Source organism: Pseudoalteromonas sp. SR44-2, assembly GCF_014163745.1.
Taxonomy (GTDB): Bacteria; Pseudomonadota; Gammaproteobacteria; order Enterobacterales; family Alteromonadaceae; genus Pseudoalteromonas; species Pseudoalteromonas distincta.
Genome location: NZ_JACJDW010000037.1, coordinates 1 through 21,468, shown reverse-complemented (window position 1 = coordinate 21,468; position 21,468 = coordinate 1). Strand labels below are relative to the sequence as shown.

25 protein-coding genes are annotated in these 21,468 nt (G+C 39.0%); 11 read left to right on the top strand and 14 right to left on the bottom strand.

Annotation, left to right across the window (positions count from 1 at the left end):
• Positions 1-75 precede the first annotated feature (75 nt).
• Together H5115_RS17375 and H5115_RS17370 are read left to right on the top strand one after the other, a co-directional pair.
• The gene (locus tag H5115_RS17375) at positions 76-420 is read left to right on the top strand and encodes an Hpt domain-containing protein (protein ID WP_002959674.1); all 345 of its coding nucleotides are present in this window, start codon (positions 76-78) and stop codon (positions 418-420) included.
• A gap of 367 nt (positions 421-787) precedes the next feature.
• Positions 788-2,005: a pyridoxal phosphate-dependent aminotransferase gene (locus H5115_RS17370; protein WP_182756525.1), complete on the top strand. Its 1,218-nt coding sequence runs from the start codon at positions 788-790 to the stop codon at positions 2,003-2,005.
• Between the two features lie 378 nt (positions 2,006-2,383).
• On the opposite strand, the gene H5115_RS17365 is transcribed toward H5115_RS17370, so the two are convergent.
• From H5115_RS17365 to H5115_RS17350, 4 genes are read right to left on the bottom strand one after another with little or no spacing between them, the layout of a single operon-like run.
• Positions 2,384-2,851 carry a glycine zipper 2TM domain-containing protein gene (locus H5115_RS17365; RefSeq protein ID WP_182756523.1) on the bottom strand — a complete coding sequence of 156 codons (468 nt, stop codon included), beginning with the start codon at positions 2,849-2,851 and terminating at the stop codon, positions 2,384-2,386.
• A gap of 55 nt (positions 2,852-2,906) precedes the next feature.
• Positions 2,907-3,527, bottom strand: a complete 621-nt coding sequence (gene lpoB / locus H5115_RS17360) for a penicillin-binding protein activator LpoB (protein WP_182756521.1) — start codon at positions 3,525-3,527, stop codon at positions 2,907-2,909.
• A gap of 11 nt (positions 3,528-3,538) precedes the next feature.
• Complete coding sequence (locus H5115_RS17355) at positions 3,539-3,964, bottom strand: YcfL family protein (RefSeq protein ID WP_182756520.1); 426 nt, start codon at positions 3,962-3,964, stop codon at positions 3,539-3,541.
• 8 nt (positions 3,965-3,972) lie between these two features.
• Entirely contained in the window at positions 3,973-5,337 is a 1,365-nt protein-coding gene (locus H5115_RS17350; protein ID WP_182756518.1) for a COG3014 family protein, read from the bottom strand.
• A 225-nt stretch (positions 5,338-5,562) separates the two neighbouring features.
• On the opposite strand from H5115_RS17350, the gene H5115_RS17345 reads away from it, so the two are divergent.
• From H5115_RS17345 to H5115_RS17330, 4 genes are all read left to right on the top strand, one after another.
• Positions 5,563-6,021 (top strand): hypothetical protein, encoded by a 459-nt coding sequence (locus H5115_RS17345; protein WP_149602810.1) that lies wholly within the window; start codon positions 5,563-5,565, stop codon positions 6,019-6,021.
• A gap of 70 nt (positions 6,022-6,091) precedes the next feature.
• Positions 6,092-6,922, top strand: a complete 831-nt coding sequence (locus tag H5115_RS17340; RefSeq protein WP_182756516.1) for a DUF692 domain-containing protein — start codon at positions 6,092-6,094, stop codon at positions 6,920-6,922.
• Positions 6,919-7,698: a DNA-binding domain-containing protein gene (locus tag H5115_RS17335; RefSeq protein WP_182756514.1), complete on the top strand. Its 780-nt coding sequence runs from the start codon at positions 6,919-6,921 to the stop codon at positions 7,696-7,698. Before H5115_RS17340 ends, H5115_RS17335 begins: the two co-directional genes overlap by 4 nt.
• A gap of 35 nt (positions 7,699-7,733) precedes the next feature.
• Positions 7,734-8,603: a DMT family transporter gene (locus H5115_RS17330; RefSeq protein WP_182756512.1), complete on the top strand. Its 870-nt coding sequence runs from the start codon at positions 7,734-7,736 to the stop codon at positions 8,601-8,603.
• Positions 8,604-8,609: 6 nt separating this feature from the next.
• Here the strand turns inward: H5115_RS17330 and H5115_RS17325 are convergent, their stop codons facing one another.
• The 7 genes from H5115_RS17325 to H5115_RS17295 all read right to left on the bottom strand — a co-directional run bounded on the left by H5115_RS17325 (position 8,610) and on the right by H5115_RS17295 (position 15,277).
• Positions 8,610-9,308: a M15 family metallopeptidase gene (locus H5115_RS17325; RefSeq protein ID WP_182756510.1), complete on the bottom strand. Its 699-nt coding sequence runs from the start codon at positions 9,306-9,308 to the stop codon at positions 8,610-8,612.
• The gene (gene dapE / locus H5115_RS17320; protein ID WP_182756508.1) at positions 9,308-10,438 is read right to left on the bottom strand and encodes a succinyl-diaminopimelate desuccinylase; all 1,131 of its coding nucleotides are present in this window, start codon (positions 10,436-10,438) and stop codon (positions 9,308-9,310) included. The genes H5115_RS17325 and dapE overlap by 1 nt, the downstream gene beginning before the upstream one ends.
• Positions 10,435-10,782 carry an ArsC family reductase gene (locus H5115_RS17315; RefSeq protein ID WP_002959693.1) on the bottom strand — a complete coding sequence of 116 codons (348 nt, stop codon included), beginning with the start codon at positions 10,780-10,782 and terminating at the stop codon, positions 10,435-10,437. The genes dapE and H5115_RS17315 overlap by 4 nt, the downstream gene beginning before the upstream one ends.
• Positions 10,783-10,786: 4 nt before the next feature.
• A complete protein-coding gene (locus H5115_RS17310) occupies positions 10,787-11,284 on the bottom strand; it encodes a PTS glucose transporter subunit IIA (protein WP_002959694.1) in 498 nt (165 codons plus the stop codon).
• 3 nt (positions 11,285-11,287) lie between these two features.
• A complete protein-coding gene (locus tag H5115_RS17305; protein ID WP_002959696.1) occupies positions 11,288-11,674 on the bottom strand; it encodes an ACT domain-containing protein in 387 nt (128 codons plus the stop codon).
• Positions 11,675-11,901: 227 nt separating this feature from the next.
• Entirely contained in the window at positions 11,902-14,061 is a 2,160-nt protein-coding gene (gene pta / locus H5115_RS17300; RefSeq protein ID WP_002959697.1) for a phosphate acetyltransferase, read from the bottom strand.
• Between the two features lies 1 nt (position 14,062).
• The gene (locus H5115_RS17295) at positions 14,063-15,277 is read right to left on the bottom strand and encodes an acetate kinase (protein ID WP_182756506.1); all 1,215 of its coding nucleotides are present in this window, start codon (positions 15,275-15,277) and stop codon (positions 14,063-14,065) included.
• Between the two features lie 283 nt (positions 15,278-15,560).
• Here H5115_RS17295 and yfbV point away from each other — a divergent pair, with 283 nt between their 5' ends.
• Positions 15,561-16,007: a terminus macrodomain insulation protein YfbV gene (gene yfbV / locus H5115_RS17290; RefSeq protein WP_182756504.1), complete on the top strand. Its 447-nt coding sequence runs from the start codon at positions 15,561-15,563 to the stop codon at positions 16,005-16,007.
• Here the strand turns inward: yfbV and H5115_RS17285 are convergent.
• From H5115_RS17285 to xthA, 3 genes are read right to left on the bottom strand one after another with little or no spacing between them, the layout of a single operon-like run.
• Positions 16,004-16,819 (bottom strand): putative RNA methyltransferase, encoded by an 816-nt coding sequence (locus H5115_RS17285; protein ID WP_182756502.1) that lies wholly within the window; start codon positions 16,817-16,819, stop codon positions 16,004-16,006. The two genes, yfbV and H5115_RS17285, sit on opposite strands and share 4 nt — an antisense overlap.
• On the bottom strand, positions 16,816-17,463 hold the full coding sequence (locus tag H5115_RS17280; RefSeq protein WP_182692884.1) for an energy-coupling factor ABC transporter permease: 648 nt from the start codon (positions 17,461-17,463) through the stop codon (positions 16,816-16,818). Before H5115_RS17280 ends, H5115_RS17285 begins: the two co-directional genes overlap by 4 nt.
• A 5-nt stretch (positions 17,464-17,468) precedes the next feature.
• Complete coding sequence (gene xthA, locus H5115_RS17275) at positions 17,469-18,275, bottom strand: exodeoxyribonuclease III (protein ID WP_182756500.1); 807 nt, start codon at positions 18,273-18,275, stop codon at positions 17,469-17,471.
• Positions 18,276-18,515: 240 nt separating this feature from the next.
• Between xthA and H5115_RS17270 the strand changes: the two genes are divergently transcribed.
• The 4 genes from H5115_RS17270 (at position 18,516) to rluB (ending at position 21,304) form a co-directional block, all read left to right on the top strand.
• Positions 18,516-18,947 (top strand): hypothetical protein, encoded by a 432-nt coding sequence (locus tag H5115_RS17270; RefSeq protein ID WP_007582577.1) that lies wholly within the window; start codon positions 18,516-18,518, stop codon positions 18,945-18,947.
• Between the two features lie 227 nt (positions 18,948-19,174).
• On the top strand, positions 19,175-19,696 hold the full coding sequence (locus tag H5115_RS17265) for an EF-hand domain-containing protein (RefSeq protein ID WP_002959711.1): 522 nt from the start codon (positions 19,175-19,177) through the stop codon (positions 19,694-19,696).
• Positions 19,697-19,847: 151 nt separating this feature from the next.
• On the top strand, positions 19,848-20,438 hold the full coding sequence (gene scpB, locus H5115_RS17260) for an SMC-Scp complex subunit ScpB (protein ID WP_182756498.1): 591 nt from the start codon (positions 19,848-19,850) through the stop codon (positions 20,436-20,438).
• On the top strand, positions 20,435-21,304 hold the full coding sequence (rluB, locus tag H5115_RS17255) for a 23S rRNA pseudouridine(2605) synthase RluB (protein ID WP_138488964.1): 870 nt from the start codon (positions 20,435-20,437) through the stop codon (positions 21,302-21,304). Before scpB ends, rluB begins: the two co-directional genes overlap by 4 nt.
• Positions 21,305-21,468: the final 164 nt, after the last annotated feature.

Here is a 21,468-nt window from a genome sequence, read left to right as displayed (position 1 = left end):
GGTTTTTTTTACGCATCAATATAAAGTAGTACTATTAAACTGTAACTTACATGGATTGTTTTAAGGGCTTAAAATATGACAGAAATAAATATTGATACATCAGCATTAGAGAGTATGGAATCGTTATTGGGTGAGCAGTTTGCTGATACACTTGATTTTTGCTGCTCAGAGTTTGAACGTTTGGGCTCAGAAGTGTTAGCAACCATTGGTAAAGATAAAGAAGCAGCTATTCGCCACTCCCATAGCTTAAAATCGAATGCGGCGCAGTTTGGAGCTTCAAGCCTTGCTGAAGTATCGCGTGTTATTGAACAAAACTTAAACCTAGATAACTTAGCTGAAGCTATCGACGCATCTAATAGCTTAATGGCTCAAGTAACAGGCTCTCAAGCTAAGCTAAATGAATGGTTAGCATCTCGTTAATTATTGAAGCTGAAACGTGAATTTATTTCAGTATTAAGCACCTAAATTGACTGGCATTTTACGCCTTTACTAGGTTAGTCTAAAGACTCACTAGGGCGTGTTGATCTTTCGGGATTGAATTTGCAACCAGTGTCTGGTTTTTAGGTTAGGCAGAGCCTATGCAGTGTGGTTTTTCCACATAAATAGGCGATAACAACACATAAAATCCAAACACGCATTGCCCAGAGGGTTCTTCCTAGGGGCTATTTTCTCTTTGTTACTCAATTTTTACTTAGCCCACTAGGTTACAAATCTCGCGCCGCGATTAAATCACCCCTAGGTTGAACAAATTTAATCCATAAAGTCAATACGCCCTAAAGAGGTAAAAATGTCTGATATTAAAAAGAGTCACAAATTAGAAGGTGTATGTTATGACATTCGTGGGCCGGTTTTAGCACAAGCTAAAAAAATGGAAGACGAAGGTCAAAAAGTATTAAAATTGAATATAGGTAATCCGGCTGCTTTTGGTTTTGATATGCCAGAAGATATGCACCGCGATATTATCCGCAACTTATATTCAGCCCAAGGTTACTGTGACTCTAAAGGCCTCTATTCAGCCCGCGTGGCTATTTATCAGCACTACCAACAACGTGGATTACATAATTTAGATGTAGATAGCATATATATTGGTAATGGCGTAAGCGAACTTATTCAGATGATCACCCAAGCGCTATTAAATAATGGCGATGAAGTGCTTATTCCAGCTCCAGATTATCCACTTTGGACTGCTTCTGTTACATTATCGGGTGGTAATCCGGTGCATTATTTATGTGATGAAGAGCAAGATTGGTTTCCGGATATTGCAGATATAAAAAGCAAAATAACACCTAAAACTAAAGCTTTGGTATTAATTAATCCTAATAATCCGACAGGTGCGGTTTACAGTGACGATTTGTTAATGCAATTAATTGATATAGCGCGTGAACATAAACTACTTTTATTGAGCGATGAAATTTACGAAAAGATTTTATACGATGGTATAACGCATACTTCAATCGGCTCACTGTGTGATGATGTACCAATCATTACTTTTAATGGTTTAGCTAAAACCTACCGTGCAGCGGGGCTAAGAATGGGGTGGATGGTGCTAAGCGGTCGTACCTCTGTAATGGATGATTTACGCAAAGGTCTTGAAATACTTTCATCTATGCGTTTGTGCGCCAATGTACCTGCGCAATATGCAATTCAACAAGCGTTGGGCGGCGTGCAATCAATTGATAATTTAATTAACCCAGGCGGGCGCTTATACGAGCAGCGCGATATAGCATGGCGCGGGTTAAACGCTATTGAAGGCATTAGTTGTAAAAAACCTAAAGGCGCGCTTTATGCGTTTGCCAAAGTAGATACAGCACTTTTTAACGTTAAAGATGATGAAAAGATGATGTACGATTTGCTAAAAGCTGAAAAAATATTACTTGTACATGGCAGGGCGTTTAATTGGCCCGAGCCGGATCATTTTAGATTGGTATTTTTACCAAGCAAAGATGATTTATCGGATGCGATGTTAAAAATGAAGCGCTTTTTTAAAGACTATCGCCAAGTATAGTTATTTAAAAAATAAAAAAACGAGCCATATTTGGCTCGTTTTTTACATTAGTCATGAATATATTGGCAGGGCGTGTTGATCTTTGTGGATTGAAATTTGTTCAATCTAGGGGCGATTAAATCGCGACGCGAGGTTTGTAACCTAGTGGGCTAAGTAAAAACCGAGCAAAGCTTCCGCGTCCTGCTCGCGCCCCTTACCCACATCCATGTAGGCAACAAAGAGTTAATTGCCGCTAGGCAGAACCCTTCGGGCAGCGCATGTTTGGCATTTATGCTGCGTTATCGCCTATTTATGGGGAACAACTACCGTTCATAGGTTCCGCTTTGTCGAAACACCAAACATTCTGCTGCAAATTCGTCCACCAAAGTTCAGCACGGCCTAATACGCTTTATCTACACGCACCGTGTTGTCGTTCAAGTATACTAACCTTACGTTGTCACCTTTGCTAAAGCGCATTGATTGGTCTTGATCTTGAACAACCATAAACTGGTCGCCGTTTTCAACTTGTATTAATAACTCTACAAAATGATTTTGCTGATAATGACTTTGCTGCTGCCTATTATGTGCAACACTGCCGCCAATTACCGAGCCTAATATTGTTGCTACTGTGCGGCCGCTACCGCCACCAAACTGGTTGCCTACAACACCACCGAGTAATGCACCGCCGAAGGTTTCCCAGCCGTTGTTTTTGTCTTGAATGATTTCTTGTTCGGTAATATTGCGTACCGATTTTACGTCACCAAATAAAACTTGCTGCACAGGGACTGCTTTATTGCGCTCGTATTTAGCAAACGTAGGCGCACTTATTGTAAGTAAAGCGCACATAATTACAGTAATTGCTTTCATAATAATCTCCTATTGGTAGCCTCTATGGGCTTATTAGCCCGTAAAGGCTTAGTAACTACCAGCCAAAGGTTGATTTTTCTTTAGTTTTACGAATTTCAGTTTCGTCTGCCCATTCAACTAGGCCGCTTTCCATATCCATTAAGCGCATTGTAAATTTGTAATAAACATCTGATTTATCAGCGTTTGATTTAACTATGCTCGATAAATTTCCGTATAACATATATTGCGCGCCAATTTGTTTACCAAATGCAACGGCTGTTGCAGCGTTAACAAGGGCATCTTCGTTTTGAAACGTTAATTGCTCACGTACTGACTCAACACGCGTCATATCTACAAAACGGAACTTACCACTGCGTAGCATTTGCGTTGAGATTGAATCGGTGATTGATTCAGTATCAATGTGCTCACTAGTTTTATTCTTAATACGCTCAACAAATACTACAGGGCGTTTATTAGCGGTCATTGTGCCAACAACGGGTGAGCTGAGTAATGAATCGGTCATTTGGCTCGCTACTTTTTGTAAGTCGGTAGAGCCAAAATTAATATCGGTTGTTTCTACTGCTTGTGCATCGCCATAACTTACCACGGCTTTATTAGCACAGCCACTTAATACTAAAGCGCTCAAGCCAACTAAAGCGTAAGTTGATACTGTTTTAAATTTGTTACTGATGATCATGGTTGTTTCCTTTAATCTTTAAATTCTTGTGATTCGGTAGACACTTCTCTTACTGCTAAAGAAAAGGTAACCGCATCAGAGCTCGGTGCTAAGCCCGGTAATTGTGTTTTTGCAAAACCAAATAAGGTGAGTGCTTGCCAAGGTGAATGGTTGCCTTTAATTACAAAGCCGTCTTTATCAAACCAATTAAACTGATACTGCAAATATTGTGATTTTTTATACTGGCTCGAAAGTGTCACTACTACATCGGTTAACTGGTTGGTTTGACGTGTTTTCACATCAGTAATGGCCAGCTTTTTACTAAGCTCTGGGTTATCTACACGTAATTGCTCATTAAACTGGTTTTTATTTTGTTCAACAGAAATACCCGATGTAACCGGTTGGCTGGAACATGCACTGAGCATTAAGGCTGCTAATAATGGCGCTATGTATTTCATGATGACTCCTAAAGTTGAACTACGTGATAATTAAAGTAGTTATTAATAGAGGTTAAGTAAATTAACGTTAACCCTTGCTTACTAATGGTAAAATTTATAGGTGCTTGTGTGCCTATATGCACAGAATGCTCACCTGTATTTAGGCTTTGTCTTGCGACACTTATTTGATTTGGAAGTGTGAGCCAGCTGCGTGTATCAGCTTGCTCAGACGCCAAATTATAAATATTAGCAAGTATGTTACCTACATCACCGGCACTGCGAGCAAGTTCTGCCCGCACTTTCTCTTTAGCTACTAATCTAAGTACTTGGCGAGCGACTTTTGCAGGTATTTGATCTTCTAAAGTTTTAGCTGCAAGTGCTTCAATGTGTACCAGTGGGCTAAGCGCCAAGCTTTGTGCATCTATATTTATATTGTTAAGGCGGCGCACATAGGCATTATCTTTATATACCGGCATCGCCAAGCTGTAAAAGCGTGCATCGCCACGTGATGAATAAATTGGCAAGCGCAACTTAAATTCATCTTGTTTTGGTACTAATCCTTGTTCAAATAAAACAATTACTTCGCCTTGTGATGAAGAAATAGTGGGCGTATCGCCAAAGCGTTTTTTAAATTCATTTAGATCTTGGTCAAACCCTTGTTTTTTAGCAAGGCGCATTACATCTTGCTGTAAATAAATATTGTTAGGTTGTATAGCCAATGCTTTTTTATAATCGATATAGGCGTCGTCGTATTGTTTAGCACTTTGGTAAAGCAAAGCAGATAAGTAAAATGTGTAGGCATTTTGAAAGCCATTTTTTATGTTTCTGGTTACATTGCTCATGCTTGGGTAGTGTTGCTGAGCTTCTTTAACGGTTGAGTCTACTTCTGCTCCATTCTCGCTAAGCGCATCAACTTGTACTTTATTAGCTCGGCGAATTTCGACCAATGCGCCTTCAACATCATTTTTATACACGTAGTTAAGTGCTTTATAACTATGAAGCATGCTCATTTCGTAAGCGGGTGGCACATAAGTTATTGCTGAGTCGTTGGTAAATAAAGCGTTACTTTGTTCAAGGCCCGCACTAACTTGTATTTTGGCGGCTTCACGTTTTTTTTGCATTTGCGTATACACGTTCTCAAATTTACTTTGTGCATCATCTGGCGTATTTGCTAAGTCGTTTAAACGAGCTTGCTCAAGTTGGTTGAGTAAGTAGCTGCTGTGCAGGGTGCTATTATTAGCAATAAGGGATTGCGCTTCTTCGATATTATTTTTCTCGATCGCATTTCTTATTGGTGTCATTTGCGTGGCATAGTCATTAAACAGGTCATTAAAACCCATTGTGCTACACCCACTTAAAATAAAACAAAAGCTTAAAATTATACTGCGGCGCACTGAGCACTCCTCTTAATTTACCTGTATACATTAACATACTATTTTTAGCTAAATGTGTGAAATATTGTAAAAAATCGTAGAGTAAAACTGCCTGCTAATAAAGAAATATAAAGTGACACTAGTGAACAAAGTGTGAATTTTTTTGGTTTATTATCAACTCCACTGAAATAGTATTTTCGCTTTAGCGGTCTTGCTAAGAGTTATATCACTCAGAGGAATTAAAAAATGAAAAAGTTTACAGGTGCAGCAATGGCTGTAATGGTAGCAGGTTTAGTTGGTTGTAATGCAACAGAGGCAGAAACGGCAACATCAAGTGCAGTTGCTAATAATGGCGCAACAACTGATTTAGTTCATTGTTATGATGCGAATGTATGTGGTGGCCATAACGATTGTAAAACAGCTGAGAATGCATGTGCAGGTCAAGCGTCATGTAAAGGGACTGGTTTTGTAGCAATGCCTGCAAAAGCATGTGCTGACGTTGGCGGTACAGTAAAAGATAAATGGGTTGGCAGTGTAGCTAAAGCAGATTTAGTACATTGTAACGATGTAAATGTGTGTGGCGGTCATAACGATTGTAAGACTGCTAATAATGCTTGTGCTGGACATGCATCATGTAAAGGCACCGGTTTTGTATCAATGCCTGCAAAAGCATGTGGTGATATTGGTGGTTCTGTAGGTAGCTAATACCAATTTATCGAACGCATAAAATAAGCCTGAACGATGTGTTTATTATTCAGGCTTATTAAGGAAGTTTATGACAAATCGTTTTTTAGGTTTTGGTTTAGGACTAAGAGCCCCGCATTTTGAGCAAATTATTGCAGAGAAACCAGCTGTAGATTGGTTTGAAATTATTTCAGAAAACTATTTTGTAGCCGGTGGAAAACCTTGGCATTATTTAAATAAAATAAGAGCAGATTATCCGATTGTTATGCATGGGGTATCAATGTCGATTGGTAGTATTGACCCTATTAATAAGGACTACTTAAATCAGTTAAAAAACACAATTGCGAGGGTTGAGCCGCAGTGGGTGTCTGATCATTTATGTTTTACCCAAGTGGGCGGTATTAATAGCCACGATTTACTACCAATGCCTTACACCTCAGAGGCGCTTGATCATTTAGCAAATAAAATTTCGCAAGTTCAGGACTACCTAAGGCGCGAAATGATTTTTGAAAATGTATCGAGCTATTTAACCTATAACGATTCACAAATGAGTGAGTGGGAATTCTTAGCGCAATTACATAAGCAAACAGGCTGTAAGTTTTTAATGGATGTAAATAATGTTTATGTAAGTGCACGAAATCACGACTTTAATGCAATGGATTATTTATCAGCTATTCCGAGTTCTGCTATTGCACAAATACACTTAGCAGGACATCAAGACTTTGGTACGCATATTATAGATACTCACGATGAAGATGTTCCCGATGCGGTATGGGACTTATATACTCAGTATGCAAAAACATTAAATCCGGTAAGTACCATGATTGAACGCGATGATAATATTGGCTCCCTTGATGATTTAATTACTGAGCTTGAGCATGCTAAAACGCTAGTGAAACCGTTTTGGGATATAAGATCATGAGTGATTTAGCAAAGCTGCAACAACAGTTTATGAATTTACTGCAAGGTGAAAGTTCGGGTATTAGCGAGCAAATTGCGCAGCAAGGGCAGTTAAATACACAACAGCGACTTTCTATTTATCAAAGCGCTTATAAAATTCGCTTAAGAGCCGTGATTGAGCAAGATCACGAACAGTTGGGCATTTACTTAGGTGATGATTTATTTGAGATGATGGTTGATGGTTATTTAGCTTTATATCCTTCAACTCATACGTCACTACGAATTTTTGCAGAGAAACTACCAGATTATTTAGCCGCTAATACTCCTTTTAGTGATTACCCCATACTTGCAGATATAGCCAAATTTGAACGACTATTACTAAATACTTTTGATGCAAGCGATAAAACATTACTTAATGTGTCAGAGCTTGAAAGTATTGAACCTCAGCAATGGCCAACTTTACTATTAAAATTACATCCAAGTGTTCAGTTAGTTGTGTTTAATACGTTGGCGGTTGAAAGTTGGCAGGCAATAAAACAAAAGCAAACACCGCCAGAGCCAAGAGTCTCAGAACCTCGCTTTTGGGTTGTAGCACGTGATGCTCAAAGGCGTACACAATATTTAAGCGTTGATGCACAAGAATACCGCTTACTGAGTTTATTAAAACAAAACACACCCTTTGCACAGTTATGTCAATCCTGTTTAAATGAACTCCCAGGCGAGCAAATCGCTGGGTTTTTAATTACTAAAATTAATCAATGGCTTGAACGTGGTTGGTTAATTAGCGAGTCAGTTTAAACAATATAGTTATTTTTCGTTGCGAAGGAATTTTTTTGAAAGCCACCATATACACAGCAATTGCTTTAATTGCGTTTGCTGCAAATTCTCTTTTTTGCAGAATGGCCTTAGCAGAAGGTTATATAGATGCTTGGAACTTTACTGTTATTCGCTTACTCAGCGGGGCTGCATGTTTGGGCATTATAATGGCTATTTATACCCATAATTTAAAACGTAAAGGCACATTCAATCCCGCTATTTTAAATGACAGAGGAAGCTGGCGAAGCAGTATTAGCCTGCTTGTTTACGCGCTTTGTTTTTCGATTGCCTACGTAGAGCTAGATACCGGTACCGGTGCACTAATTTTATTTTCTGCTGTGCAACTTACTATGATTGGCTGGGGTATTTATCAAAAAGAGCAATTAAGCCTGCTTCAGTGGTGTGCATTTATAGTGGCGTTATCTGGTTTTGTATATTTAATGCTGCCATCTGCAGCGGTGCCTTCATTATTAGGTGCATCACTTATGGCACTCAGTGGTGTGGCATGGGGTATTTACAGTATTCGCGGTAAAGTGTGCGTATCGCCACTGCGTACTACTGGGTTTAACTTTATAAGAAGCTTAGTTGCTATCCCTGTTTTATTACTTGTAGGTATGAGTTATTTAAAAAATATGAGTATTGAAGGGGTGTTACTTGCGTGTGCCTCGGGGGCAATAGCGTCTGGAGTTGGTTATAGTGTTTGGTATGTAGCAATGCCACTACTTAAAAGTACCCAAGCTGCGGTTGTGCAACTTTGTGTGCCGGTACTTGCTGCCATTGCTGGTGTTTTGTTTTTATCAGAGCAGGTAACAATGGAGTTTATAGTAGCAAGCTCGTTAATATTAGGGGCCGTGCTAGTGTTTATTTTAAATAAAAAGAAGGCTTAATAAAACCTAACCTTCTTTTAGGTGTGGGCTTACGTTTGTTACAAAGCGTTTATAAATAGCAGGTAAGTTATCAAGTATTGCCTGCTTACCCTGTAGTTCACTGTTTTTTATGCATTCAAAAAGTACTTGCTCGCTAAGTTTATTCACTAATAATTGTGATTGCTTAATATGGCTTATATGCCAAAGCTCAGGTGCTACGCCGCCTAAATCATGCTGGTAAGGGCGATAAAAACCAAATTTAACTAAGTTAGTATCAAGCCAATTACTCAAAGGTGCAAACGGCCCACCTTGCAAGTATTCATCAGGTGTTAGCTGTAGCTTATAATCATCACTGACCGCAGCTTTATCAAACACATCTAAGTCAGTCCCTAAATGGTGCCTGCTTGCGCCAGGTAGTGCAGAGTAGAGCATTATTGCTATGCATTTATCTACATCATTTAATTTAGTTAAATCTACAACCTTTTGCTGTTTATTATAAACAGGTCGAATACCTAAAAACTTATTATTCCAAATAATTGACTGGCGTTCAAAGTCGCGAAAACTTGAGGCAATAGTAAGATCAAATCCCGCTTTTTTAGCTGCACTTTGCAGCGCTAAAAAGTCGCTAATAATAGCGCTGTGCAAGCGATGATTTTGTATGTCAGTTAAATGTGTATCACTTTGCCCTGTGATACACATTATCGATGTTGGTTTAGTTACATCCATTATGCTAAAAGTTGCTCTAGTATTTGCTCGTAAATGTCGGTAAGGGCTATTAAATCATCGGTACTTACGCATTCATCTACTTTATGAATAGTTTCGTTACATGGGCCAAGTTCAATTACTTTAGCACCTGTTTGTGCAATAAAGCGACCATCTGATGTGCCGCCGGTAGTTTCTAGGTTTGTGGTTAAACCGGTTACTGATTTAATCGCTTTTACTGTGGCATCAACAAGTGGGCCGTGCTCGGTAATAAAAGGCAAGCCATTTACTATCCAGCTTAATTCATAATTTAAGTTATGCTTTTGTAGTATGTCATTTACACGTTGTTGTAATTGCTCATGTGTCACTTGCGTGCTAAATCTAAAGTTAAACTGTACTTCTAGCTCACCTGGGATCACGTTGCCTGCACCTGTGCCGCTATTAATATTTGAAATTTGAAAGCTGGTAGCAGGGAAGTATTCATTTCCGTTATCCCACACCGTTTGGCTAAGCTCAGTAAGGGCAGGGGTTGCTAGGTGAATTGGGTTTTGTGCTAAATGTGGATAGGCGACATGCCCTTGTACACCCTTAACGGTTAAAAAAGCGGTAAGTGAACCTCTGCGGCCATTTTTAACAACATCACCTAATACATCCCGTGATGAAGGCTCGCCAACTAGGCACATATCAATTTTTTCACCGCGCGCCTCTAGCGTATCAATTACACGGGTAGTCCCGTTTATAAACGGGCCTTCTTCGTCGGAGGTGATTAAAAAAGAAATCGAGCCTTTATGATCTGGATGTTTAGTAACAAAACGCTCGGTTGCAACAAGCATTGCAGCTAACGAGCCTTTCATATCGGCAGCGCCGCGCCCATGTAATAAACCGTCTTTTATTAATCCTGAAAACGGCGGGTGTTGCCAATTTTTTTCAGGGCCTGTTGGCACAACATCAGTGTGGCCTGCAAAACAAAAGTGCGGTGATTGTGTGCCTTTTCGAGCCCATGTATTTAATGTGTCGGTAAAAAATAATGACTCAATATTAAAACCAACCGCAGCAAGGCGGTCGTTCATCATCTGTTGGCAGCCAGCATCTTCGGGCGTTACTGACTCACGTTGTATTAGTGCTTGGGCGAGTGCAATTACATCATCTTTCATGATTTAAATATCTCATCGTATTGGGCTGCTTTAAAACCTAAATGGTAACTGCCATTGTTAATAAGTACTGGGCGTTTGATCATTGCAGGTTGTTCAACTAACAATGGGATAGCACTTTCTTTAGTTAAACTCTGTTTTTGCTCATCAGTTAGTGCGCGATAAGTGGTGCCACGTTTATTGACGAGTTGCTCCCAATCGAGTTTATCTGCAAAATCACTTACCATTTGCTCATTTACGCCATCTTTGCGGTAATCATGAAACGTAAATTCGATGTTGTTGTCGGCTAAGTATTTTTTTGCTTTTTTTATCGTGTCGCAATTGCTAATACCGTATAGAGTGATCATAAATTTAGTTCTTCTTAATAATAGTTAATAAGGTATCTACATCCGCATTTACATGCGAATGTGAGTAATGAAATGTGCCGAGATTATGGCCGTTAAGTAAGATTAAACTGGCCAGCATAGGCGTTTCTAGTTCGCGTAAATCAAAATAAGCGAGGCGCTGGCCTTTACTTATTTCACTACCATTTAATTGTGCAATATGAGTATGTGTAATTGATTGCGAACCGGTAATAGTTAAGTTGATTAAAACTTTTAAACCATTTTTAGCCTGTAAAATAAACTCAGTACCTGCGTTTTTTACTTGTAATAACGTGCCATCAAACGGCGCTAAAATTTTGTGGCTACTGAGCTTTACAGTAATACCAGGACCGAGAATACCAAACCTAAAAATAGGTTCGGGGTGCTCTTGAAGCGGTATTACTTTACCTGTAAATGGGCTTGTAATAAGGATGGCACTACGAGGCGTTTTATTGAGTGCTAGATATTCAATTGTTTGTGCTTTCATATGCTATTGGGCCACCACGTTGTAACCATCTTTTTTTAAGGCGTTAAGTGCTAGTGAGGCCGTTTGTTTTTTTACTAAAATATAATCGGTATCGTAGGTTGAGATTGAAAAAATAGAAATTTTAGCGCGTGCTAATACACCCGATATATTAGCCATTATTCCGGTCAGCGAAAAACCAAGTGGGCCAACCACCTCAAGTGCTTGCCAATCAGATTCGGTATCTAAACTCTCTATTTCAAAGCTACTAGGGCAAACAATAGATAGTTCATCCTGGGTTTTAGATATAAAAAATAAAGGAAGCTTGAGTAGCGCCGCAGGTATATCGGCGTCAACATCTAAACTGTGAATAGATAAAACCGTGCTGTGTAATTGTAATGTTTGTTTTGACATTAAACGCCTGCGATACAGCATTATTGATAGCTTTATAGTATAGATTATTGCCTTCAAGTTAAAGGTGTAAGCGTGACTAAAATGAGCATTTGGAAGTGGGTTTTAATAGAGATTAAAAACTTACCCACAATTTCTGTGGATAAGTATGGGGGTTGCAGGGTATAAATAGCCTAACTAGTTAATTATTAAATAAATAATAGCTAGGCTATAAAAAGCACACGTTGTGTTTAATGTGCTATTAGCGCTTCTGCTTGGGCTGCCTGAATTGCAGTTAAGGCGATTGTATACACAATATCATCGACTAATGCACCACGGCTCAAGTCGTTTACGGGTTTGCGCATACCTTGAAGCATAGGGCCGATACTTATTAAGTCGGCACTGCGTTGTACTGCTTTATATGTTGTATTACCTGTATTTAAATCTGGGAATATAAATACAGTCGCTTTACCAGCTACAGGGCTGTTAGGTGCTTTTTTAAGTGCTACATTTTCCATTATAGCGGCATCGTATTGTAGTGGGCCGTCGATAATTAAATCAGGACGTTTTTGTTTTGCTATTTTTGTGGCTTCACGTACCTTTTCAACATCGGCACCCGTACCTGATGTACCCGTGCTATAGCTTATCATTGCTACACGTGGCTCTATGCCAAATGCAGCTGCAGAGTCGGCAGATTGAATCGCTATATCAGCAAGTTGTTCAGCATTAGGGTCGGGGTTTATAGCACAGTCACCGTAAACTAACACTTGGTCAGGTAGCAGCATAAAAAATACGGAAGATACCAGCGATGATCCTGGCGCTGTTTTAATTAACTGCAGGGGCGGGCGAATTGTATTGGCAGTGGTATTAACCGCGCCCGATACTAAACCATCTACTTTACCTTGCTCAAGCATCATTGTGCCAAGTACGACGTTATCTTGTAGTTGCTCTTGTGCTACAACGGCAGTTAGGCCTTTGCTTTTACGAATTTCGACCATAGGCGCAATATAATCATTTATAATACTTTTTGGCTCGATGATACTTACATGTTCGTTTAGCTCAATACCTTGCTGCTGTGCAATACGCATTATTTCTTCGCGATCGCCAAGCAATATAGTTTTAGCAATGCCACGTTGACCACAAATAGCAGCCGCTTTAATTGTACGAGGTTCATTCCCTTCTGGTAATACTACGGTTTTATCTGCTTTACGTGCTTTATCGGTTAATAAATAACGAAATGCAGGTGGTGATAACTTACGCGTTTTGCCTACACTTTGAGCTAGAGTATCGAGCCAGCTTGAATTGATATGTTCTGCGTTGTGATCTTTTACTTTTTCAATGCGTTGGTCATCATCATTTGGTACTTCCATATTAAAGTTATGCAGTAATAGTGATGTGCGCCATGTGTCGGCATCGGTTGCGAGTATTGGTAAACCGGTTTGCATGGCTTGTTCACACAAAGCCATAATGCGTGGCTCTGGCTCAAAGCCACCCGTGAGTAATATAGCGCCAAGTTTAGTGCCGTTCATAGCAGATAAACACGCAGCAACAAGTATGTCTGAGCGATCGCCCGGTGTTACTAATAAAGCCCCTGGCGTAAAATAATTTAAAATATTAGAAACCGTACGAGCACAAAAAGTGATACGACGCAGGCGACGATGAAGCATATCGCCTTCGTTAATTATTGTTGCTTTTAAATACGCGCTTAAGTCTTTTACGCGTGGCGCTACTAAGTCAAAATCCCACGGGATTGCGCCAAGCAACATAAACGGATTTTTTTTAAAAATAGGTAAAGACGCTAAACGATTTAACTCGTTTTCAAGTTCTTCAGGTTTGTAAGCATCGACTAAATCGGCGCGTGCACGGCCTTCTTCATCAAGTGGCGCATTTACTTTATTAAAAATACAACCCAGTACACGAGGATGATCGATTCCACCGTAGTTACCTGCTGCAATTTCTAGGCGGTCTTCTATTTGAGTAATGGTGTAATTACCAGGGGTAAGTACAAATACAATTTCAGCGCCGAGTGTTTGCGCAATTTCGCGGTTTACACGCCCAGCATAAGGTTGGCGACGAGTAGGCACCATACCTTCAATAATAGCTACTTCATCGTCGTTTATTTTACTTTCAAAGCGTTCAACAATTTCCTCTAGTAGATCATCACCTTTACCGTCGCCAATCATTTGCTCAGCATAATCAAGAGCAAAAGGGGTGGGTGGGTTAATAGGTGAACCTTGAGTGACTATTTGTGTTGATTTTTCAGGACCAGTTTCGCCTGAACGAGGCTGAGCGATGGGTTTAAAAAAGTTAACTTTAACTGTTTTTTGCTCAAGAGCGCGAACTAAACCAACTGATACCGACGTTAAACCCACACCGGTAGACACAGGAATTAACATAATACGACGTGCCATATTAAAGCTCCTTTACGATGTTAGCGGCATCAAGTGCAATAACCCACTCTTCGTTGGTCGGCATTACTACCACTTTGGGTGAAGTATTGGCTGAACTAATAATACCTTGATTACCAAAACGTGCATCAAGATTGCTCTTCTGGTCACAACTGAATCCTAAAAAGGCTAATTGATTAATGACATTTTCACGTATGATATCGGAGTTTTCGCCAATGCCGCCAGTAAATATAAGTGCATCTAAACGTTGTAATGGTACCATGTAAGCTGCAATTTGTTTGGCTAGTCGGTAGCAAAAAATATCCAGCGCTAAACGTGCTTGTTTATGTCCGGCAACAGCGGCTTCTTCAATCGTTCGGCAATCGTTAGAGAGTTCGCTAATACCTAGTAGGCCGCTTTCTTGGTTTAATAAATTATCTATTTGCTGAGCGTTGTAACTAAGCTGTGTGGTTAAAAAATTAAATAAACCGGGGTCAATATCTCCACTGCGAGTACCCATAACAATACCTGCCAATGGCGTTAAACCCATACTAGTATCAACACTTTTACCATTTTTTATTGCAGTAACAGAGCAGCCATTACCTAAATGAGCACTAATGAAATTACTCTTCTCTATAGGCTGATTTAATAATTTAGCAGTTTGTCCTGCTACATAGTAATGACTTGTGCCATGCATACCATAGCGTCTCACACCGTAATCTGTATAAAGCTTATAGGGTAGGGCGTAAAGGTAGGCAACTTCATCCATAGTTTGATGAAATGCTGTGTCAAATACTGCTACTTGCGGTAAACCTATAAATGAAGCTTGTGCAGATGAAATACCTAACAAGTTCGCATGACCATGTAGCGGCGCTAAAGAAGAGGCTTTAGTAATACCGTTAATTACATCTTCATCAATTAAGACTGACTTTGTGAAATGCTCTCCGCCATGAACAACACGGTGCCCAACAGCAATAAGGTGCTCATCAAGGTTATGATCCTTTATTAAGCTTACAAGCGAATTTATAGCCTCAGCATGTGCTTGATTAGCCGCTAAGTCGATAACCGTCTTAGCTCCATTAAATTTGTATTTAATGGAGGGGGTTTTGGCTCCCAAGCGTTCAGCAAGGCCTGATATAATTTCGTGACCGTCGTTTGCATCAATAATGGCAAACTTTAAACTAGAGCTACCACAGTTTAAAACTAAAACATGTTGGGATTCAGGGGAGGTTGTTGGCATAGATTCAATTTCCATAAACAAATTTAGTAAGTGAACGTTAATACGTGATAGTTACACTTACGGTATTAAATAAGGCTAAAACAATTAAATGTTCAACTGCAAAGTGGTTAACTCAATGTTAAATATTTTACCTTATTTATGATGTTTAAGTTAGGATTGTTCGCCATTAAAGGGTAAATTTAAGCTCTTTTACTGAGAAAGTGTAACTCCCTCATTTTGTGTTACACTTTGGGTATAGCTCGTTTTCTATTGTATTTAAAAGCAGTATCTGTGAGGAGTCATGATGCAAAAAAGTGTGATGTCACAACTACAAACAGGCCGTTTGTATGGTAAAAAATGGCCAATGCGTAAAGAGCTTGCGCCTTTGTTTTTAGAGTTTAGAGTGATTAGAGCGACTGAGCTTGCCATTACAGTAATGCCAATCTTGGCTATGCTAACGTTGTTTTTTCAGCTTAATTACTTAGGTTCTGATTTTTTACCGCAAGCTATTACGAGTGCATTATTCTTTATATCGTTACCTTTACAAGGTTTATTTTGGTTAGGTAAACGAGCGCAAACGCCTTTAGATCCTGCGATGCAAAAATGGTACAACGAGCTGTACACTAAAATGGCGGCTAATGGATATCAAACGCAGTTAAGTGAAAACAAGCCCCGTTATATGGAGCTTGCTAACTTACTTAAAGATATGTTTGAAAAAATGGATAGAGCATTTACTAAAGAGCAGTTTTAGCAGGTTATACCATTATCTATTTTGGTAAACTGAGTAATATAAAATGATAAGGTGACATTGTGTTCACCTTTTTCTTCGAGTGCTGTCCAGTGCTCGGGTCTAAATTTCCATGCAAATGGCGTCATCATTATTAAGTTTTTAATATCAGTAAAGCTAAGCGCTACATGCTCTGTTAAAAGAGTCTGTTCTGATTTTTGAAACCCTTTTGGCGTGGCTATTTCAGTATGTTCGTTTACTTCTGAATATATATACGATTTTAGCTCTTTTAAATGATAAGGGCCTGGGCTTGCTACCACTAATGTTGCGTTTTTATTAGCTAGACGTTCAAGTTCTTCCTCAAACAAAGGCGCAAATACACTAATAAGTACATCAGCAAATTGGCTTTCAAAAGGCGCTTGGCTAATTGATGCAACACTAAAATGGCACTTAGGATAGCGCTTTGCTGCATATTTAACGGCAGATTTTGAAATATCGACACCGTACACTATAGCGTCTGTTTTACTTGCTATTGCTTGGGTATAAAAACCTTCACCGCATCCTAAATCAATAACCGTATTCGCGCTTATTCGACCGACTAACTCGCTAAGATTTTGTTGTAAAAAGCGGTAGTACCCACGCTCTAAAAATGCGCGTCTAGCTTGCACCATTTCAAGGGAGTCGCCCGGTTGTTTTGAATTTTTTTGTTGTACTGGCAGTAAATTAACATAGCCTTCTTTGGCAAAATCAAAGCTGTGGTTGTTAGCACAACGAAGTGTTGAATCAGCTTTCAAAAGTGCGAGGTTACATAGCGGGCATTGATATTGTAGACTCATGAGTCCAGGTAGTCCTTATCGTAAAAAGTTTTTACCCAATGCGGGCGATAGGTGATCATAATTGTTATAGCCATGCCGTTGAGCATTGCTTCAGGAAACCAAATTATGGCACTTAAATAAACGTAGTTATCTGCAAGTTCTTGCCAATTGTATTGCCCTATAGCTAAGTAAAATAGAGCACCTAGGCTTATTTTTATACAGGCTATAAATCCTGCAGTTATAAACGCACAAACAAATATATAAACAAAAAAATGACGAGGTAAATACTGGTAACTAATTATAAAGCCAAGATAGCTCAATAAAATAGGAATAAACGCACCAATAAGCAGTTGTACTGGTAACAGTTCAAGTTCAATTTGACCAAATGCAGTTAATAGCGCTGTGGCAAGTAGGCTACTTAAAATAGTCAATCGCCAGCCTAAAATTAATGTCGCGGCTGTAACGCCTAATATGTGTAGATCAAGGCCAGTTAAAATTCCTGCTTTTATTCGCCAAAGCACTGCAAATACTAACGCACATGCAAGAACACCAGTTTGACGGGCTGGCGTATTAAGCAATGTTTTGTATGTTTTTTTATCAAAGCTTAGTAGGGCAATAATAATTACAAGAGCCCAAAGTAGCCCTTGTATTGTTATGCTGAGCATAGTAATTACTTAAATGTTGACCATATAGGGGCATGATCTGAGGGTTTTTCAATACCGCGCAGTTCGTAATCAATACCAGTATCTATACAGCGTGCTGCGAGCTCATTAGTCGCAAGTACTACATCTATTCGAAGTCCTCGGTTATCTACAAACCCTTTAGAGCGATAATCAAACCACGAATATTGATCGTCTGTTTCTGGGTTTTGTTCTCTAAAGGTGTCTTTAAAGCCCCAATTAAGTAATGTTGCAAGCCATTCACGCTCTACCGGTTGAAAAGAACATTTACCCGTTTTTAACCAACGCTTTGCATTAACTTCGCCAATACCAATATCTAAATCGGTGGGTGATATGTTGATATCGCCCATAACGATGACGTCTTGATCGGGTGTGTGGTTGGTTTCAAGGTGTGTCATTAAATCTTTATAAAATTGGCGTTTATAAGGAAATTTAGTTTCGTGATTAATGTTATCACCTTGTGGGAAATAGCCATTCATGACAGTAAGGTCGCGACCGTTCTCTTGTTCAACAGTGACGCTTATCATGCGTTTTTGCGATTCCTCTGTATCGGTAGCAAAGCCTTTTAAGACCGATTTAGGCTCTTTTTTGCATAACATAGCTACGCCATAATGGGCTTTTTGGCCATGAAAGTAGACGTGATATCCCATTTTTCGTACATCTTCAAGTGGGAATGCTTCGTCATGAACTTTAATCTCTTGCAAGCCAATAACGTCTGGTTGATGTTTGTCGATAATAGCTTGTAATTGATGAAGACGAGCACGCAGACCATTGATATTGAAAGAAATCACTTTCATAAAATTTACCTTAAAATTGGTTCTATTTAATAGCTTAAATTGTATCAGTAAATACGCGTACATAACATGACTGAAATGAGAAAATAGCTGCGCAAATGTTGATCAATTGGTGGGTAAAGTTTAAACATTGTAAATGCAGTATTAATTTTTTAAATAAATAAAAAATTCAATTGAACTTAACTTTATTGAATATATAATGCGCGAAATTCACTTGTTTAGCTCGTTCAAATAGGATCTCTCATGAAAACACAACTACTTTTAGCTACTGCTTTATTAGCATCTGCAACTGCTTCAGCACAAAGCAATACTTACTTCAGTCAAGATAATAAAATTGAGTCTAAGTTATGTGTACTAAGCGCAAACGAAGGCTTTAGTGTTGCTCGTAAAGAAGCTGCTCAGCACGGTGTTTACTTATCTCGTTTTTCTAAAAGCATTTTATGTAATGGTGAAGATATTCGCGATATTGCTAAAAAAACGACATTAAGCAACGCATCAGTTGAGAAAGTAGAAGTATTTGCAAAAGACGCTCAACAAGAAACTCAATTATGTATGACGGCTTTAAAACAAGGTTTAGCACCTGTTCGTCAAAAAATTGGTAACTTAAACTCATTAAAATGTAATGGTCAAAACGTTACTGAGTTTGTTAAACGCTACCAAAACGCAGCAATCTAATTATTAGCTGAACTATATAACTAAAATTGAGATACCTGGTTTTTTACCGGGTATTTTTTTGCAAAAATTACAAGGTTGTTTGCAAAGCTTGCAAGCTTAACTTATTGAAACTGTTTAATAAATACACCGATCAAGATTAAGTTGTTGATTCTTATGAGTTAACTATTATTGGCATTGGATTTGTATTAGTTAAAGTGACATTTAATTAATTACGAAGGATACGTCTTATGAAAAAGTTAACATTAGCAGCCACTATTTTAGCATCATTAAGCCTAGCGGCTTGTTCATCTAATCAAGGTCTTGAAAGAATAGACAGTGACTTTGCAAGTTTAGATAATGACAGCGATGGCTACATCTCAAAAGTTGAAGCTGATGACGATAGCATTTGGGGTCATTTTTCAAATATTGATACCAATATGGATAACGAAATTAGCCGCAAAGAATTCAACACTTACATGAAGTTAAACAATGGTAAAGTAGCCACTGATTCTGAAGTAAGTGAGTCGGCATTTAAAGCTGAAATCGCTAAATTCGATAAAATTGAAAGCAGCTTTTCAAGCTTAGATAACGACAGTAATGGCTATATTTCGGTAGTTGAAGGTAACGATGATGATATTTCAAATCACTTTGGTTACATGGATAAAAACCAAGATAAGCGCATCAGTAAAAGCGAGTTTATGGGTTACATTAAAAAATACGGTAACGCAGTAGCTGAAGATGATGCATTAGAAGCCATTAAACACAGCTAATATTTGTTGTTTTAAAGAGCAAATTAGAAGCCAGTGATAATCACTGGCTTTTTTGTGTTTAAAATCTAGTTATTTAGTAGATATATTTTCCTAGTTCGGCGTTGTTCTGTCATAATAGATGGCTGTGTATTTTTATTTGTTAAGAGTGTCTATGGCGGGTCGGCGAATTAGTGATGAACAACTAGTTGAGATCATTGAAGCAGCTATTTTTGTTGCAGATAAGCCTGTGAGTAAACGCCACCTTAAAGATACTGTATTAATAGATTTAGCTATTTCTATGGCGCGAATAAACGACGCAATAGATACAATACAAGAACATTTTCAAACTCGTGGTATTCGCTTAGTTGAAGTTGGTAGTGGGTATCGTTTTCAGGCATGTAGCAGTTTAAACCCTTGGTTAAATAATTTATGGCAAGAGCGCGCGCCTAAGTATTCACGTGCTTTACTGGAAACATTATCACTTATTGCATACAGGCAGCCCATTACACGCGGCGAAATTGAGCAAGTAAGGGGGGTTACTACGGGTTCGAATATTATTAAAACCCTACTCGAAAGAGAGTGGGTTAAAGTGGTAGGGCATAAAGAGGTTCCGGGTAAGCCGGCTTTATATGCAACTACTAAACAATTTTTAGATTATTTTTCGTTAACTGGACTTGAAAACTTACCTGCGCTGCCAACAGAGCAGCAAAGTAAAATTAACCAGTTATTAAGTGATCCTTCTGTGAGAGAACCATCCGAATGAGTATACAAGGTGAAAAGTTACAAAAAGTCCTAGCCCGTGCAGGCGTAGGCTCACGCCGTGAAATGGAAAAATACATTGATGCAAACCGCGTTAGTGTAAACGGTAAAGTGGCAAAGTTAGGTGACCGTGTTGAAGAAACTGATTTAATTCGTGTAGACGGACACACTGTAAAGATTGAAGAAAAAGCAGATAGAATCTGTCGTGTAATTATGTATAACAAACCAGAAGGTGAGTTAAGCACACGTAAAGATCCAGAAGGACGTCGTACCGTATTTGACCGACTTCCTCGTATTGATGGTGAGCGTTGGATTGCGGTTGGCCGACTAGACGTTAATACTTCGGGTTTGATGCTTTTTACTAATGATGGTGAATTAGCTAACCGCTTGATGCACCCAAGCTATGAAGTAGAGCGTGAATACTCTGCGCGTGTATTTGGTGAAGTAACCAATGAAACGGTTAAAAACTTACTACGTGGTGTTGAGCTTGAAGATGGTCCAGCCAAATTCACGACTGTAACCCCTATGGGTGGCGAAGGCGTTAACCGCTGGTTTAACGTGACGTTAAATGAAGGGCGTAACCGTGAAGTACGTCGTTTATGGCAGTCTCAAGATGCGGAAGTATCTCGTCTTATTCGTATTCGTTACGGTAAACTAGAGCTTGATAAGCGCGTGCCACAAGGTGGTTGGATGGAGTATGATTTAGAAACAGTAAACTACTTACGCAAAACCGTTAAATTAGGGCGCGAGACACAAACTAAGCTTTCTGTTATGCCTGAAAAACGCAAAGATAAACGCGCTAAAATCAACCAGATCCGCAAAGCAGTTAAAAAACACAATCAACGTGTTAAGCCTACTAAACGTAAATAATAAATTAGTTATTTATTGAACACAAAAAAGCCGCTAATTGCTGTCTCTTATACACAAATCCCTGCTAAGAAATTAGCGGGGATTTTTTTGAACTAAATCTCAATTTCATGATCAGATCTTCAAATCTTGTTTGAGGGCACATTATGATTAACGAACATACTCAT

Bases quoted from the DNA above. Each gene is read 5' to 3' on its own strand.
- H5115_RS17280 (WP_182692884.1), bottom strand. From the start codon at position 17,463: ATGCTCAGCATAACAATACAAGGGCTACTTTGGGCTCTTGTAATTATT.
- dapE (WP_182756508.1), bottom strand. From the start codon at position 10,438: ATGAAAGATGATGTAATTGCACTCGCCCAAGCACTAATACAACGTGAG.
- H5115_RS17265 (WP_002959711.1), top strand. From the start codon at position 19,175: ATGAAAAAGTTAACATTAGCAGCCACTATTTTAGCATCATTAAGCCTA.
- H5115_RS17325 (WP_182756510.1), bottom strand. From the start codon at position 9,308: ATGGATGTAACTAAACCAACATCGATAATGTGTATCACAGGGCAAAGT.
- H5115_RS17295 (WP_182756506.1), bottom strand. From the start codon at position 15,277: ATGCCAACAACCTCCCCTGAATCCCAACATGTTTTAGTTTTAAACTGT.
- H5115_RS17305 (WP_002959696.1), bottom strand. From the start codon at position 11,674: ATGTCAAAACAAACATTACAATTACACAGCACGGTTTTATCTATTCAC.
- H5115_RS17370 (WP_182756525.1), top strand. From the start codon at position 788: ATGTCTGATATTAAAAAGAGTCACAAATTAGAAGGTGTATGTTATGAC.
- H5115_RS17345 (WP_149602810.1), top strand. From the start codon at position 5,563: ATGAAAAAGTTTACAGGTGCAGCAATGGCTGTAATGGTAGCAGGTTTA.
- rluB (WP_138488964.1), top strand. From the start codon at position 20,435: ATGAGTATACAAGGTGAAAAGTTACAAAAAGTCCTAGCCCGTGCAGGC.
- H5115_RS17365 (WP_182756523.1), bottom strand. From the start codon at position 2,851: ATGAAAGCAATTACTGTAATTATGTGCGCTTTACTTACAATAAGTGCG.
- H5115_RS17375 (WP_002959674.1), top strand. From the start codon at position 76: ATGACAGAAATAAATATTGATACATCAGCATTAGAGAGTATGGAATCG.
- H5115_RS17270 (WP_007582577.1), top strand. From the start codon at position 18,516: ATGAAAACACAACTACTTTTAGCTACTGCTTTATTAGCATCTGCAACT.
- H5115_RS17310 (WP_002959694.1), bottom strand. From the start codon at position 11,284: ATGAAAGCACAAACAATTGAATATCTAGCACTCAATAAAACGCCTCGT.
- H5115_RS17355 (WP_182756520.1), bottom strand. From the start codon at position 3,964: ATGAAATACATAGCGCCATTATTAGCAGCCTTAATGCTCAGTGCATGT.
- H5115_RS17315 (WP_002959693.1), bottom strand. From the start codon at position 10,782: ATGATCACTCTATACGGTATTAGCAATTGCGACACGATAAAAAAAGCA.
- H5115_RS17285 (WP_182756502.1), bottom strand. From the start codon at position 16,819: ATGAGTCTACAATATCAATGCCCGCTATGTAACCTCGCACTTTTGAAA.
- xthA (WP_182756500.1), bottom strand. From the start codon at position 18,275: ATGAAAGTGATTTCTTTCAATATCAATGGTCTGCGTGCTCGTCTTCAT.
- lpoB (WP_182756521.1), bottom strand. From the start codon at position 3,527: ATGATCATCAGTAACAAATTTAAAACAGTATCAACTTACGCTTTAGTT.
- pta (WP_002959697.1), bottom strand. From the start codon at position 14,061: ATGGCACGTCGTATTATGTTAATTCCTGTGTCTACCGGTGTGGGTTTA.
- yfbV (WP_182756504.1), top strand. From the start codon at position 15,561: ATGCAAAAAAGTGTGATGTCACAACTACAAACAGGCCGTTTGTATGGT.
- H5115_RS17340 (WP_182756516.1), top strand. From the start codon at position 6,092: ATGACAAATCGTTTTTTAGGTTTTGGTTTAGGACTAAGAGCCCCGCAT.
- H5115_RS17335 (WP_182756514.1), top strand. From the start codon at position 6,919: ATGAGTGATTTAGCAAAGCTGCAACAACAGTTTATGAATTTACTGCAA.
- scpB (WP_182756498.1), top strand. From the start codon at position 19,848: ATGGCGGGTCGGCGAATTAGTGATGAACAACTAGTTGAGATCATTGAA.